Genomic DNA, 13,563 nt, shown 5'->3' with positions numbered 1-13,563 from the left:
AGGGCTGAGCGCCAGGATGAACAGACAGAGGAGATGCCGACGTGCTTGTCACTGAAAGATTCATCATCACCAATGTCACCGAGGCAAAGCGTTTGACGACCAGTGCAGTTGCTGAGCAGCCCGTATGGCCTGGGGCTGAAAGCATGGACATCGAGTGTCTGTCCTGCCACGGTCGCTGGGTGGCAGTGCTGACCGGGGTAGACGGCTTCGACCGTCGAGAGGGTGCAACTATCGTTTGTTGCCCAAAGTGTGGGGCATCCGAACCGGTGCCGGACGTCGCACTCCAGGACGAAGCGACACGGTAGTTATCATAACTAGCGGGGTTGGGCCCAACTCATCCGGATTTCATGGGCTGTGGTTCGAATTAATGATATAGAGCTAACTTACCGTCGAATGGTTGCCGCGCAGTTGCTATGAATGTGCCTATCACCGAAGCTCAGGAACGGATGGCCGTTTTGGGAGCGATGCATGTTTTGGACTCGGAGTCCGGGCCATCCTTGGATCGCATCACCTCGCTGGCCACCTTCGCCTTCAGCGCTCCAGTAGCGTTCGTTTCAATTGTCGGAGACGACAAGCAGCGATTTATTTCCCGAATCGGCTTGCCGGTCGGAGAGACGGATATACGGTTCTCCATCTGCGCCCATGCGATCGCCTGCAACGAGGTGATGGTCGTCCCGGATCTTCGGGAGGACCCGCGCTTTGAAAACAACCCCTTGGTCGTCGCTCCGCCGCACTTGCGGTTCTACGCCGGAGCACCGCTTGTGGCGAAGAACGGTGTCGCTATAGGCGCCATGTGCATCATGGACACGAAGGTGCGCGAATTCTCAGAGCCAGAGCGCACTCAGCTGTCCACTCTGGCGCAGTTGGTGATCGCGCAACTTGAACTGAGGAACATGTCCGGACGCCTGGAACCTGTCAGTGGAATCCCCAATCGACACCAGTTCCAGATTGACTATGCCGGCCTGGCAGAGAGGCACAGCGGGCGGCGAATGTTCGCGGTTCTTTTGGACGTGTTTGATATCCCCCGCGCCAATGAGGCCGGCCAAGCCCTGGGCATGCGGCCGTTGGAGGTCTTGATTCGCCGAGCAGGCGTCCGGCTCAAGCTAGCGCTTGAAGGTTTGGCGGACGTCTACCACGTCGGAGTAACACGCTTTGCGTTCTTGGTCGACCTACCCAGTGCAAAAGAGATGGAAGTACTGATTAACGAACTTCGCCAGCGCATGTCCCGGCCGCTGATGGCAGCGGCAGTTCCAATGTCTCCGCGCTTTCACGCAGGAATTTGCGCCGTGACTTTAGGCGAAGACACCGGTGACGATGTGATTCGTAAGGTATTGATCGGGCTGCACGAATCCTTCGAAGCGCGGCAGCCTTTCGCCTGGTATTCCGAGCAGCGAGATAATCACATGCGGCGGGGATACCGCTTGGCCGCAGACGCGGAGCGCGGGCTCCGGAAGGGCGAGTTTTACTTGGAGTATCAGCCGCGCTACCGCACGTCTAACCTTCAGCCCGTATCGGCGGAGGCATTGCTCCGCTGGACGCACCCACGCCTGGGGCCGGTAAGTCCAGGAGAATTCATCCCGATATTTGAGCGGACCGCCTTGATGGAGGCCGTCACCCCGTGGGTGCTCGATGCCGCGCTGGATCAACTGGCCGCATGGCGCGCTGCACGTCACTATTTAGGCCTCTCCATCAATCTGTCCGGCGCTGATCTTTCCTCTGAAGACGCTTGGAATCGACTTCGTTCAAAGCTTGAGGCGCGTCGCCTACCCTTTGACTGCATTGAAATTGAAATTACGGAAGGCGAGTGGCTACGCGCCGACTCGGTCGCTGGGCGTCAGATCAGGGCGATGGCGGAAGCCGGCATCAAGGTTGCGATTGACGACTTTGGGAGCGGCTACAGCAATTTCGGCTACTTGTCTGATCTGCCTATCGACACCATTAAGATGGATAAGTCCCTGATCGATAATCTGGAGACCGATCCAAAGGCCAAGCCCAAGGTCATGGCGATCATCAACTTGGCTCGCGAGCTCGGTTACCACACCGTGGCAGAAGGTGTGGAGACACCAGCTCAGCTCTGTTTTCTGCAGGAGCACGGATGTGATCAGATCCAAGGCTACCTCCTCTCGCGCCCCCTCAATCCCGAGGCGCTGCTTCAGGTTTTCAGTGGCCGAGGAACCGGAGACGTTGAGGACACGCCCCCTGTGACTTGTTAGGGCCTCCATGCGGCCGGGAGGTCGGTTTCGTTTCCGTCGTGGACCTTTCGCAGCAGCGCCCTGCCCTAGAGCTGCAACGCATGCGTCGCAGCAACCTCCGTGAAACGCTGGTCCGCGATATGCGTCGGCGTTTCCTTATTGCTGGCCGCTCTCGGCTTCATAGCTGGCCGCGAGCCGCGACCAGAATCCCTTGCGGAGGAGATCAGTTGCGCAACACGGTGGTGAATGGCGGAGTTGCTGCCCGCGCCAAAGCCCACGAAGAAAAGCCAATACCGGTCCAAGCGCACTTCCACCTCCTCCATGCCTGGGGTCGAATCGACGGTATGGCAGAGGCCTTCCACCCACTCGGCTGGCCGTTGCTGATCGAGCTGGGCAATAGCAGCCACTTCGCCAGCATCTAGGCCCATCACTTCGATGCGCACAACTTCGGGAGCCGGAATGCTGGTGACCATGGGGTGCCTCTGTGGATCTTTGGCCGGAGTATCCACAGTGATCGCCAAGGGCACGTCAACTCTTCGTGACCGCTGCATGAGCGCGCCGTTGGTCTTGCTTCCCTCACAGGGACCTATCTTACGCTGCCTGCTCCTTGAGCCAGGCAACCACGGTGCAATCGGCATGGCCCGTGCTTCAGAGGTCGGGTCCGGACGGAAAATCCAGTAGGCATTGGGAGGCACGCACCTCCTTAAAGCCAAAGGTCCTCAACAGGGTCCCTTCCACTACGCCAATTGACCGCGGGCAAGCGACTCCCCATGTCCCAGCTCAGCTGAGCGAAGCACAAGATCGGAAGATGCGAGTCGAGCTCCGCTGGCGAGCGACAAGGTTGAGGGGCCATATGTGCGACGTCACTGCTCCCAGCTTGCGGAAGGAGCCCGGTCATGAAGCAAGGTCATCGCGAGCACGCAATCGACCCTCGGGACAGTGGGCTGATTGCCCAGAGCGCTGGGCTCATAGCCGGATAAAGGAGTTCGTCCGGAAGGGGTCTCTATCCATCCGGACCGCCAAGTCGACACCTTGGAACGAGTTGCCCACCCGCTTGTTCACCAGTACGGACAACTCCATTCTTGGGTGAGCGCGCGCGAAGGCGGCCGCAGCAGCAGCCACCGGGTAGCAAAAGGACGGAATCGGCGGAGTCCGCCTTGCCAGCCGCCCCGACCGCGGTGGGCGCCTTGACGGTGCCTGCGCTACGGCCGCTCATTGCGGACGCCTTCCGTTCGTTCGACATCCGCGCGGCCGATTTGGACGGCGCAATGGAGCTACGGCTCAGCGAATTTCTGCATGGTCTCGAGGATTGGATACGGCGTCTGCGACATGCTCTTCGACCGACTGAGTAACCAGAGGCCGGCCCGCGATAGAGAAGGAGGGCTGCCAAAGAGGGGCATCCTCAAACACGCAGCAACCGAGCTTGTGGAATTAAGCGCCATGGAGCGGCGGCAGCCAACCAAACTGCAAGGCGGAGAGTGAGACTCCTGTCCAACGCCATAAATATGAAAAAAGACCGGCGGAGGATGGTCATGGCCGCCAAATGACCCCGCACTGCGCAAAAGACGCAGTCGCCAAGCTACCGGTCGATTCCTTTCGTGTTTTGGCGCGTATCCCGTATGGCGTCCCTCGCGAGAGCCTCCGCTGCCAAAAGCGAGTCCTTCAAAGACGGGAACGGCCGCCTCAAGTCCAGAAGAGCGCGGCCCACGTCCGGAGTTACGGCGAGCAGCACCCATCGATCAGGAGCGTCTTGCCAAACTTCGGCCAAGTACCCTGTGTCCTCCGTCGCCAAACGAACGGAGTAAAACCGTTCATCGGATTGATCTGTCGCCAAGCGGCACCCTCCACGCCTAATTTGGCCAACCCCGACCTGGGTGCCGGCGTATTACTCGACTGATTGTATCGACCAAGTGGTCTGTCCCAACACATCGAGCACTGTATCCGCTCTGCCGGCGGCGTCCCAGATGTTAAGCAGGCCTTTGTTGACCTCCGCCGCCACCTTTTCTAGCTGAACCAAATTGTGGAGTGGTCGGAAGCGCCGCTGGACCGCCGCATGGACATCGAAGCTGGGATCTGCGTCCTCATCCACCGAGACGTTCTCATCTAGCGGTACCGGGGTAGTGCTTGGAGTCAGGAGCTGTTTTTTGGCTTCAAACAACGCGCCGAGGTGGGTCCAAGGTTCTTGGTTATAATCCACGTCCACACCAACCTCGTGGCCAATCAGTTCTAGCTTGCGGAGCACGGTCTTCTCGACAAGGGGCTTAGCTCCTGAAGCCCAGCGATCGGGGAACAAATCAGGCCCCAGGACTTGGCAGAACGCCTCGACCGCGAAAGCAGTCAGAACCACCGCGCCGGTGACCACGTGCAGCTTGGCTGCGCCCTGTTCGCGGGCTGTCCGTCGCAGAACCCGAGCAGCGTGGTTCAGCTCCGGCCACGGGTGATAGGAAGCCTCGCCCACTGCTCTAACCTTCTTCTTAATTTTCACTTGCATGCCCCCCATTTCCGGCGGCGAAAGTATGCCAGACGTTATGACGCTGCTCACCTCGGCCAGCCAACCGCCCCCCGTAGAAAATGTGACGCGCATCGCCGAGGTTTTTCAGCGACGCCGAGCACCGACTTCACTTTCAGAAGCTCCTTCTGATGGGCGCGGTTTGCCATCCCGGGTACTGCAATCGGCGTCCTGATTCCAAGTGACCTGGCCCAAAACTGCAAGCGCCCGCAACGCTCCAATCTGGATCGTTAGCTAGGCGGTCGCCGAGCCCGTGGTCCGGATGAGGGCATTGACGGTCCCCAGACTATCGAGGACGCGCTCGTTGCAGCTGCGCGGCGAACACCGTCCGGGGACCGCCCATAGCCCATCTCTGTTTTTTTCGACCTCCCAGTCTGCACCTGCCAAGGACAACTGATGGAGGTGAGGCCGACGGGCGGCTCGGTGGATGGCATCGGCTAGAGCTTCCATTTCACTTCCGAACCAGCGGTAACCGTTTACGCAGATGGCGATGGGCTGATCCGACGGATGCGGATAATGGGGCAAGATTTCTCGCATCTGTTCGGCGGCTATCCCCACGGTAAAGTCCAGGAACGTGGGTGTAGAAGCCCAATGAGCCATCGCGGAGCGGGCACTAGGGGTCATGTCTGATCCAGGGAAGACCGGGGATGAACAGCAATAGTCCGGTTGCGGGAGTACAGAGGCCGTGAGCGTGCCCAGACACGATCAGACTGCCTCGGTGCGGCGCCCCATTCCCCGGCCTCGCGATCTTCCCCTGCCCCTCTTGGCGGCGCCGGGGCACCCCTCCTTCATTGCCCTCAGAAGGAGCCTTCTTCCCCCCTGCAGTTCTGCAAAGAAGTCCCTCACACCTTGATCGCCCCCAAGGCCACGTCGTAGCGAGTACGCCGGGATTGGTCGCGCTCGCTTATCCATACCCCCACCCACGCTCAAGATAAGATCAGTTGCATCCATAAGAGACTACAGGCGGGGGGCCGTAACTTGCAATCCAACTCCGCCCGATAGGCCTCAACCAGCGTCAACCTGCCGGAGAGAAACCATTAGGTGTTCTGCTCACCATGGCCGCAGAACACTCAGTAGCCGGACCGTACCCAAATCCCCAGCCCCCTTTTCTTCCCGGGTGCCGTACCGGGTTCTGCTCTCCTGGCACGAAAGCACCCGGATTGGGTGGTCAGTCTTTGAATGACCTCCTCACCGCCTGTCCACGCGCGCTCTACATCTTGGGTGGGATGATCAAAAACCGCCTTGCGTCATCCAACTTCGACTAAGGCAGCCGCGCGCCGCTGATTGTCTTCCCACGATGTTCCCCCCAAACTATCGTAGTGAAATCCAGGCGATGACGCTCCAGTGCTGGCCGTCGTGACCAGCGGGTGCGGCACTGTTTTTGCGCTACTGATCTGGGGCCGGGTCCAACCCCTGTGTGCTTAACCGTTAAGGGCTAGCTCGCCCCGGGGCCGTCCGGTTAACGCTGTTTGTTCATGTGCCGCAGTCATCGTAGGCTTGAGATACAAAATGGACGCACATCATGCCCAACTACCCGGTTGCCCCCACCCTTAATACCGACGCTTGTGCTGCTTGCCTGAGACAATTATGGAATCGCTCGAAGGGTAGGACATATGAGGAAAATCGCCAAACACCTTAACCTCCAACGGCTGATCGTCGGCCTTGCCATCCTCTCAGCCGGGGTCATGTTGGCAAATGCGGTGTTTGCGGCATATCAGGTCCAACGCGAGCAGCTGATCAATAACGCGCTTGAATCGAACCGCGTCTATGCCCACAAGCTCGCGCAGACAACTCATAATTTTCTCGTATCGACGCAGCAGCAGCTGGAATACAGCGCGCGGGCCATTGGCGCAAATGGCGTCGGCAGTGGCGCCGACTCCGCCGAGGCACATCGGCTGCAATCCCAGACAAATGCGTTCAACTCGGTTGTGGTGGTCGACAACCAGGGACGAGTGACGGCATCTTCCCCGACCCTACCGCAGATCGATGGCCAAGTTCTTTCCGACTTAGCGAACTCTTTGGCGATTGCCAGTCGCGCCCCTCTTGTGAGCAACCCGTACGTATCTGTGACCGGCAAGTTGGTCCTGACCATCTCGCAACCGATCTTTGACACGGCTGGGATCTACCAAGGCTACATCAGCGCGTCCATCCACCTGAAAGAGCCGAACGTGCTCCATACCTTACTTGGAACGCACTACTACCGCGACGGGTCATATCTTTACGTCGTAGGCCAAGACGGAAAGCTTCTCTACCACCCCGAGCCCGACCGGGTGGGTGAATCAGCGCTAAAGAATGAAGTGGTCAAGGCTCTTTCTCGCGGAGAAGCCGGTGCCATGCCCACGGTTAACAGCCACGGGGTTCATATGCTGGCCGGGTATGCCCCTATTCCAGCCGTACATTGGGGAATCGTTTCTCAACGTCCCGTCAAGGCAACCTTGGCGCCACTGGCACGCTTGATGAACACGGTGCTACTCAACGCTGCTCCTTTGGGCATCCTCTCGCTTCTCCTGATCTGGGTGGTTTCCAGACGCATTTCACGGCCATTGTGGCAACTGGCATCGACGGCCCAAAACAGCGATGTGTCTCAGGCGATTCTGACCGTGACCGCCGTAGATACCTGGTATTACGAAGCAGATGAATTGCAGAAGGCTGTGCTGATCAGCTTCAATGCGTTCAACGATCGCATTGGTCGACTGGATCAGGCCGTCTTGACCGATCCGCTGACTGGCCTGCTCAATCGCCGGGGGCTCGAAAGAGCGCTCGGTATTTTGGAGAACTCGGAAACGCGGTTTGCGATCATTGCCTTGGACATCGACCATTTCAAGAAGGTCAATGACCGCCACGGTCATGAGGTAGGTGATGGGGTAATTGCGGGTGTGGCCGATTTGATGCGACAGAACTCCCGGGCAGAAGATATCCTTTGCCGCATCGGGGGCGAGGAATTCTTGCTGTTGTTGCCCGACGTGAGCGCTGAGACCGCTGAGTTCGTCGCCGAGCGGCTCCGCAGAAGCATCCATGACCACGCATTCCCCATCGTCGGCAGCATCACTGCCTCCATGGGCGTCAGTCATTTCCCAGAGACGCACGAGGACGCCGACCACGCCATTCGGCAGGCCGACAAGGCCCTATACAAGGCTAAGGGCGAGGGGCGCGATCGGGTGGTCAGCTATCACCGTAGGAGGGCGGGGCGTTGAGTCAGGTGCGGCTGGCTGCTGGCCGCAGGCCCATGCGCTGGGTCCAGCACCTCCGGCGCTGTTACCAATCAACGCAACTGTGCATGACATGCGTGGCGCCTGTTCAAGCTCCTCGCTGGCGCTGCCAGCACTGCCCACCGCTCATCTGGCAGGGAGTCCGTCCTAGGAAGCAGCAACAGCTCCTGCGCGAGGTTGAGCAACCCCCAGGTCCGCTCACTCCAGCCGCCGACTCTTGCGGCCATCGTTTCAACCTCTAGAACGTTTAGCTCCAGCAAGTCAAATTCAACCAACGCATTCCTCTGGTCTACGCCAGCGTATGACCGCGTTTTTGCTTTGCAAAGCCCGAGTCGGTGGCCGGCGATCCTCCTTGGCCGCGTCAGGCGGCACTACATCGCCCCAAGCAAGAGCAACAGCATTTCATCCTGCTCCACGGCTCAACAGAAAAACAACGAACTGCGGCTGGTCGGCCTCCTTGGCGTGTTCCAGCGGATCACCTTCATTCACGTCCGCGCCGCGGTCAAGCAACAGGGTCGCGAGCCTGATCTTTTCGTCAGTGTTCAAGAGGTCGTCTCGAGCGAGCCACACCAAAGCCGGCTCGTCGTCTTCGTCTTCGGTGCAGGGATATATACGTCGGCCGCAATACCGGCATCCAGGAGGGCAGCCACCAGCTGCAGATCTGCGCCGAGGCATGCGTGATGGAGCTGTGGGAACGGAAGCTCTTGCCCCCTGGCGTGGAGGGCGGAGGCAGCCCATCCAAGGCCTCGTGCATTTCGTCGAAGATCGCTTTGAAATCGGGGTTTGTCGCGTATGCCCTGCCCCAACCCGAGGTTTCAGCTCTTGATTCCATGCCCATCCAACGCTCCCTATTGATTGTCACAGATACAATCCGGCTCAGACCACGAACTGAAGACCACTGCTGATGGGCCCGACGAAGCCCTTCTTGCCGGGCCGTCCTGGGCGCCTCATGGACTATCGGCAGCAACCAGAGTTCCTTAAGACAGACACCCGCCCAAGCCGTATGAAAGGCCGAGGGAGGCGCGTCGCGACTCCGAAAGCCTTTCGACCCGCCCCGTTGCAGCAAGCCGCACGCCGGCGAAACTCAGGCCTTGGTCTTGCCAGCAAACTCCTTAAGCTTCTCGAGGGCCTCCCTTTGTTTGGCTAAGGGCAGCTTGCTGACGAGCAGAATCACCTCGGCCAACACGTCTGATGTCGCGTGGAAATACGCGACCGGCAGGCCGAGCGCTTTAGCCAACGCCTCAGACGTGGCTGGGTCCGGGTCGTGCTGCCCGGTCTCGTAGCGGCTCACCCGGGTCGCCCCAGAGCCTGAGTCCACCATCCCAATACGCTCGGCGAGCTGCGCCTGCGTCCAGCCTTTGGCCAGCCGCGCATTGCGCAGGCGTTTGCCATAGACCGTCGAAGGGGTTTTGGGCTGCATCGGAAATCTTGCACCACGACTGAACTCCATCCAAGTCTGACGGTTGGAACTGGATTGCACATCTGCGATTCTCGTAAATGTCGCCGGTTGGCGGTCTATAAGGGCTGCATATGAAGCACTCACGACACGGAGCGGTCGCCTCGCTCCTTGCACTGTCTATCTCCCTCCCCGTCCTCGCCTAGGAGGAGGTGCCGGCGGCTCCGAACAAGCCTGGCTTTTTTCGCCAGCTTGGGACAAGTCTCAAGGACGCCGGGCAGCAGGCAATCGGTGTCAAGTCCCCCACGAAGCGGGCGGCGCCTGGACACTCGAACGGCTTGGGAGCCATCTACACGCCTCTCAGTGGAGCCGGCAAGCTGCCCAAGCTGTTCAGGGCGGACAACCACCAACAGGCGCAGCTTGGGAAGCTTGATTGGCCGAGGGTGACGCTGACCTTCCAGGAATGGGGCACCTCTCTGCCGTGCTGGACGGTCGAAGCCCGCATCTGGACTAGCTCTTCTGCCTCAACCACCGAGACCTTCCGGACCTGCGCCAGTGCGGCAGTGAACGAGACGGACGACCTGGGCGACACGGCGGAGCTCAACACGTCGGCGCTCTGGAAGGGGCAGGACACGCTGACGGGCATTCGAGTGCCTGCAAGCAAGCCCGACACCGGCGCCGGCCGCTCTACCGGTCCTAACCCGCCCAGCCAGCCCTTTGTCGTCAACGTGAGTCGCCCGGGGGTGTCCGACCGAGCCGTCGATGTGGCCCTTCGGGTCGCGTGGGTCTCGGGCTTCATCCAGACCAGCGAACTCCATCCGGGGGCCTCGGGGATGTTGACCCGGTTCAAGGACGCCAGGATGTGGATCGCAGGGTTTAACGCCGACGGCAACCGCGATCGATGAACACCGGGACCTGAGCGCCCACCAATAGGATGAGAAATGACATGAAAGCATGGACTCTGGCCGCTGCGGCGGCCCTCACTCTGACCGCCTGCAGTAGCAAGCCTGCCGAAGAGCAGGCCAAGCAAGCCCTTGCCGACCTGATGGCACAAAGCGCCTCGGCCCCCGTCGTCACGATCGATGGGTTCACCCTGACCGGGTGCACGCGGGCGGAGGACGCGGACGGCTATCGATGCGATACCCGCGGCACCGTGATCCTGGACATGATGGGCAACCGGGTGCCGCTGCCGGTGGACAAGAATCTGAGGTATGCGAAAGCAAACGGGGCTTGGAGGGCCCACGCTCAATGACCGCCATTCCCAGCCCTGAAATTGCCACCACTCCGGTCAACCATAAGAGGCTGATGACCCCGCGCGATCGCTTCTTCTGGTGGTATTCGGGAGCCCTGTTCTTCCTCGGACCTTTCGGGTTCATTGTCGGGCCGCTGATGGCCCGGCGAGCAACGCGGAAAGTAGAACAGAATCACCCTGCGGCGGCCTGGGAGGCTCGGCAACGGGATCATGGGTTCACCTGGCAGTGGTGGCACATGACGCCGTTGACCGTGCTGGGCGCGTTTTGGGCAATCGCGGCGCTGAGCACTCTTCCCATGATGCTTTTGCTGCTCTACGCGCAGCTTACCCAGTAGGCCCTGAAGAATGGGCGGCAACGCTACGCTTGGCAACGTGCGTCTCCCAAAAGCGTTGCTGGTATCCACCGCGCGCCGTCCGCCGGACCATGGCCAGCCGCACTAGCGGCTGACCCCGGTCGATGCTCTGGAGGAGGTGCCCCCCCCCGAAAAACTTAGCAAGGAAGACGATCAAGCATGCCTTTCAGCCTGCCCGGGCTCGCCCTCATCCACCCTGCCAAAGGACGAGTCCAAGTCAAACCAAATTTAGAATTGGCAAACCGCCTCCATCAAAACTCTTGCCAATGCGTCGTCTCAGCAGCGGCCAGAACTGGGTTCGGACTTCTAGAATTAGCAGTAGGAGAAGCACCGTTGGGAAGCTTGAGGCGCAGGGCGGTAGCCGCAGCACGTGCTCCACAATGCTTCGCTCCATTTCCCGCTTCTTTACTCGGAGAGCGAGGATCGCCACCAATTTCCAGCCTAAAGACCGACACGGCATCTGCCAGCTGAACCGACTGATCTTCCATTGCACGGGCGGCTGCTGTTGCCTCCTCCACAAGCGCCGCGTTCTGCTGCGTCGTTTCGTCCATCTGCGCCACGGCTTGGTTCACCTGCTCGATCCCCGAAGCCTGCTCCTGGGACGCTGCGGAGATCTCGTCGATGATGGTCGAAACTTGCGCCACCGAGCTGACGATCTCCGTCATTGTCTGACCCGCCTGATCTACAAGTTCAGATCCATGGGCAACCTTGGCTACCGAATCCTCGATCAAGGCCTTGATTTCTTTGGCGGCAGACGCTGAGCGCTGAGCAAGGTTTCGGACCTCCGATGCGACGACGGCGAACCCCCTTCCCTGATCGCCCGCACGCGCGGCCTCCACGGCAGCGTTAAGGGCCAGTATGTTGGTCTGGAACGCGATGCCGTCAATGACCGAAATGATGTCGCCGATCCGACGCGAAGACGCTTCGATCTCAGCCATGGTCACGACCACCTGGCTGACTACGCCACCGCCCTGCCCCGCAACCTCGGACGCCCCATTCGCCAGCGCACTGGCCTGTCGGGCATGTTCGGCGTTCTGCCGGACCGTCGAAGTAAGCTCTTCCATGGACGCAGCCGTCTCCTCCAGGTTTGCCGCCTGCTGCTCGGTGCGGCGCGACAGATCATCATTGCCGGACGCGATCTCCGACGAGGCGGTATTGATCGCCGAAGACGCAACTTGAATGCGCGAAACGATGCCTGTCAGCTGCGCGATGGTTGCGTTTGCGTCCTCGCTCATGGTGGCGAACACCCCACGGAAGTCCCCTTCCATGCGCTGTGTCAGGTCACCCGACGCAATTGCACGGAGCAAGTTGGAAACTGCCTCCAAACTGTGGTCCGCAGTCTCCATCAAGCGATTAAGGTCGCCCACCATGATGGCAAAGTCATGCTGAAACACGGACGAGTCGCCACGAGCCGAGAAGTCGCCGTCGGCTGCCGAAACCGCCAAGCGCTTGACCTCGGTGTTGATGGCCAGGAGGCTAGCCTTGGCTGCGTCCATGGATTCGTGAAGCAAAGCTCGCGAGCCAGGCAGTCGGCGCGCATCCCGGCGCAGATCGCCCGCGGCATACTCGTTGAGCACCGCAACGGCATCCAAGATGGCATCGAGGTGCTCGAATACCATGGTGTTCATGCCTTTGGCTAGTTCACCGTACACCCCCGGCAGGTCTTCGGGAATACGATGCGAGATATCTTCGGATTCGTGCTTCTTGATCATCACCTTGGTGTCGCTGGAGAACCGATCCAAGGTTGTGACCATCTCGCGCAGGGATGCCAGCATTTGACCTGCTTCGTCCCGGCTGTAGTAGTCGGTGCGCACAGCCAGATCGCCCTTCGCGACGTTACGAATGGCCTCAAGTGCTTGACCAATTGGGCGGGTTACCGAACGGCTGATTGCCCAGCCCAGAACGCTGGCAACCACACAAAGCACGAGTACAACTACGGCCGTGATGGACATCAGCCTATCCAAGCTGGCCGCGTTCGTAGCCAGCTCGGTCTTCATTCCGTCGAGGTTGTATTCGCTGACCTTCTCCATGTTCTTGAACAAGGCGACGCGCTTGGCACGGGACTCGGTGTTGGAAATCCGCTTGGCCTCTTCGACATCGCCGGCGACCACGGCGTCGCGAAGGGTGTCATGCATGGCGAAGTATTCCGCCAACGATTGCATGACAGGGTTGAACAACGCCTCGTCTTCCTTGTTCGCGAAAGACGCCTGGTATTGAAGCACTAGCTCGTCGATCTTGGCCTTACTTACTTTGATTCGCCCCTCATACTCTGACACCACCTGAGGGGAGGCGATTTCGTTAACTTGGGATATCTCGTAGATCCGGAGGTCGCCCAACTGGGCACGCATTTCACCTATGGCATAGTTGCCGGGCGCCCACACTGTTGCAATACGCGAAAGCTCCTGCTTGGACTGGGAGGCGCGAATGACCGTAAACACGCCCAAGGCCAACGTCATGGCGGTGGTCACCGCGAAGGCCAGCATCAATTTCTGGGATATTCTTAGATTTTTGAACCAATTCATCAAGGTTGATCCTGCTCGTTAAGTTGCGACATGGCTACCGACTTTGTTCTTTTCTGGTTTTCGGTTGAGTCGCATCCATCGCATACCAAAACCTGCTTTCACAACATCCTCCAAAGCGTTTCACCGGCCG

General features: G+C 59.7%; 9 protein-coding genes and 1 pseudogene. 5 read left to right on the top strand and 5 right to left on the bottom strand.

Annotated features, from left to right (window positions below; translation table 11 throughout):
* The first annotated feature begins 413 nt into the window (after positions 1-413).
* Complete coding sequence (locus tag GQ674_RS04650) at positions 414-2,213, top strand: sensor domain-containing phosphodiesterase (RefSeq protein ID WP_236546186.1); 1,800 nt, start codon at positions 414-416, stop codon at positions 2,211-2,213.
* 65 nt (positions 2,214-2,278) lie between these two features.
* On the opposite strand, the gene GQ674_RS04645 is transcribed toward GQ674_RS04650, so the two are convergent.
* Complete coding sequence (locus tag GQ674_RS04645) at positions 2,279-2,665, bottom strand: hypothetical protein (RefSeq protein ID WP_159496145.1); 387 nt, start codon at positions 2,663-2,665, stop codon at positions 2,279-2,281.
* Positions 2,666-4,077: 1,412 nt separating this feature from the next.
* A complete protein-coding gene (locus GQ674_RS04640; protein ID WP_159496144.1) occupies positions 4,078-4,683 on the bottom strand; it encodes a hypothetical protein in 606 nt (201 codons plus the stop codon).
* 1,631 nt (positions 4,684-6,314) lie between these two features.
* Between GQ674_RS04640 and GQ674_RS04635 the strand changes: the two genes are divergently transcribed.
* On the top strand, positions 6,315-7,895 hold the full coding sequence (locus GQ674_RS04635) for a sensor domain-containing diguanylate cyclase (RefSeq protein WP_159496143.1): 1,581 nt from the start codon (positions 6,315-6,317) through the stop codon (positions 7,893-7,895).
* 417 nt (positions 7,896-8,312) lie between these two features.
* Here the strand turns inward: GQ674_RS04635 and GQ674_RS04630 are convergent, their stop codons facing one another.
* Positions 8,313-8,456 carry a hypothetical protein gene (locus GQ674_RS04630; RefSeq protein WP_159496142.1) on the bottom strand — a complete coding sequence of 48 codons (144 nt, stop codon included), beginning with the start codon at positions 8,454-8,456 and terminating at the stop codon, positions 8,313-8,315.
* Between the two features lie 538 nt (positions 8,457-8,994).
* Entirely contained in the window at positions 8,995-9,330 is a 336-nt protein-coding gene (locus GQ674_RS04625) for a helix-turn-helix transcriptional regulator (RefSeq protein WP_159496141.1), read from the bottom strand.
* 110 nt (positions 9,331-9,440) lie between these two features.
* On the opposite strand from GQ674_RS04625, the pseudogene GQ674_RS04620 reads away from it, so the two are divergent.
* The 3 genes and pseudogenes from GQ674_RS04620 to GQ674_RS04610 all read left to right on the top strand — a co-directional run bounded on the left by GQ674_RS04620 (position 9,441) and on the right by GQ674_RS04610 (position 10,893).
* Positions 9,441-10,211: pseudogene (locus GQ674_RS04620) on the top strand (hypothetical protein).
* Positions 10,212-10,240: 29 nt separating this feature from the next.
* Positions 10,241-10,558 (top strand): hypothetical protein, encoded by a 318-nt coding sequence (locus GQ674_RS04615; protein WP_159496140.1) that lies wholly within the window; start codon positions 10,241-10,243, stop codon positions 10,556-10,558.
* On the top strand, positions 10,555-10,893 hold the full coding sequence (locus GQ674_RS04610) for a hypothetical protein (protein WP_236546185.1): 339 nt from the start codon (positions 10,555-10,557) through the stop codon (positions 10,891-10,893). Before GQ674_RS04615 ends, GQ674_RS04610 begins: the two co-directional genes overlap by 4 nt.
* Before the next feature lie 269 nt (positions 10,894-11,162).
* On the opposite strand, the gene GQ674_RS21755 is transcribed toward GQ674_RS04610, so the two are convergent.
* The gene (locus GQ674_RS21755; protein ID WP_159496139.1) at positions 11,163-13,433 is read right to left on the bottom strand and encodes a methyl-accepting chemotaxis protein; all 2,271 of its coding nucleotides are present in this window, start codon (positions 13,431-13,433) and stop codon (positions 11,163-11,165) included.
* Between the last annotated feature and the right edge of the window lie 130 nt (positions 13,434-13,563).

It is taken from the genome of Stenotrophomonas sp. 364 (assembly GCF_009832905.1).
Lineage (GTDB): Bacteria > Pseudomonadota > Gammaproteobacteria > Xanthomonadales > Xanthomonadaceae > Stenotrophomonas > Stenotrophomonas maltophilia_AP.
Note: the sequence above shows the minus strand (reverse complement) of the source record. Positions and strands in the feature narration are given on the sequence as shown.

What these genes read in the sequence shown, in the direction of transcription:
- GQ674_RS04650 (WP_236546186.1), top strand. Translation starts at nt 414, where the DNA reads ATGAATGTGCCTATCACCGAAGCTCAGGAACGGATGGCCGTTTTGGGA.
- GQ674_RS04645 (WP_159496145.1), bottom strand. Translation starts at nt 2,665, where the DNA reads ATGGTCACCAGCATTCCGGCTCCCGAAGTTGTGCGCATCGAAGTGATG.
- GQ674_RS04640 (WP_159496144.1), bottom strand. Translation starts at nt 4,683, where the DNA reads ATGCAAGTGAAAATTAAGAAGAAGGTTAGAGCAGTGGGCGAGGCTTCC.
- GQ674_RS04635 (WP_159496143.1), top strand. Translation starts at nt 6,315, where the DNA reads ATGAGGAAAATCGCCAAACACCTTAACCTCCAACGGCTGATCGTCGGC.
- GQ674_RS04625 (WP_159496141.1), bottom strand. Translation starts at nt 9,330, where the DNA reads ATGCAGCCCAAAACCCCTTCGACGGTCTATGGCAAACGCCTGCGCAAT.
- GQ674_RS04615 (WP_159496140.1), top strand. Translation starts at nt 10,241, where the DNA reads ATGAGAAATGACATGAAAGCATGGACTCTGGCCGCTGCGGCGGCCCTC.
- GQ674_RS04610 (WP_236546185.1), top strand. Translation starts at nt 10,555, where the DNA reads ATGACCGCCATTCCCAGCCCTGAAATTGCCACCACTCCGGTCAACCAT.
- GQ674_RS21755 (WP_159496139.1), bottom strand. Translation starts at nt 13,433, where the DNA reads ATGAATTGGTTCAAAAATCTAAGAATATCCCAGAAATTGATGCTGGCC.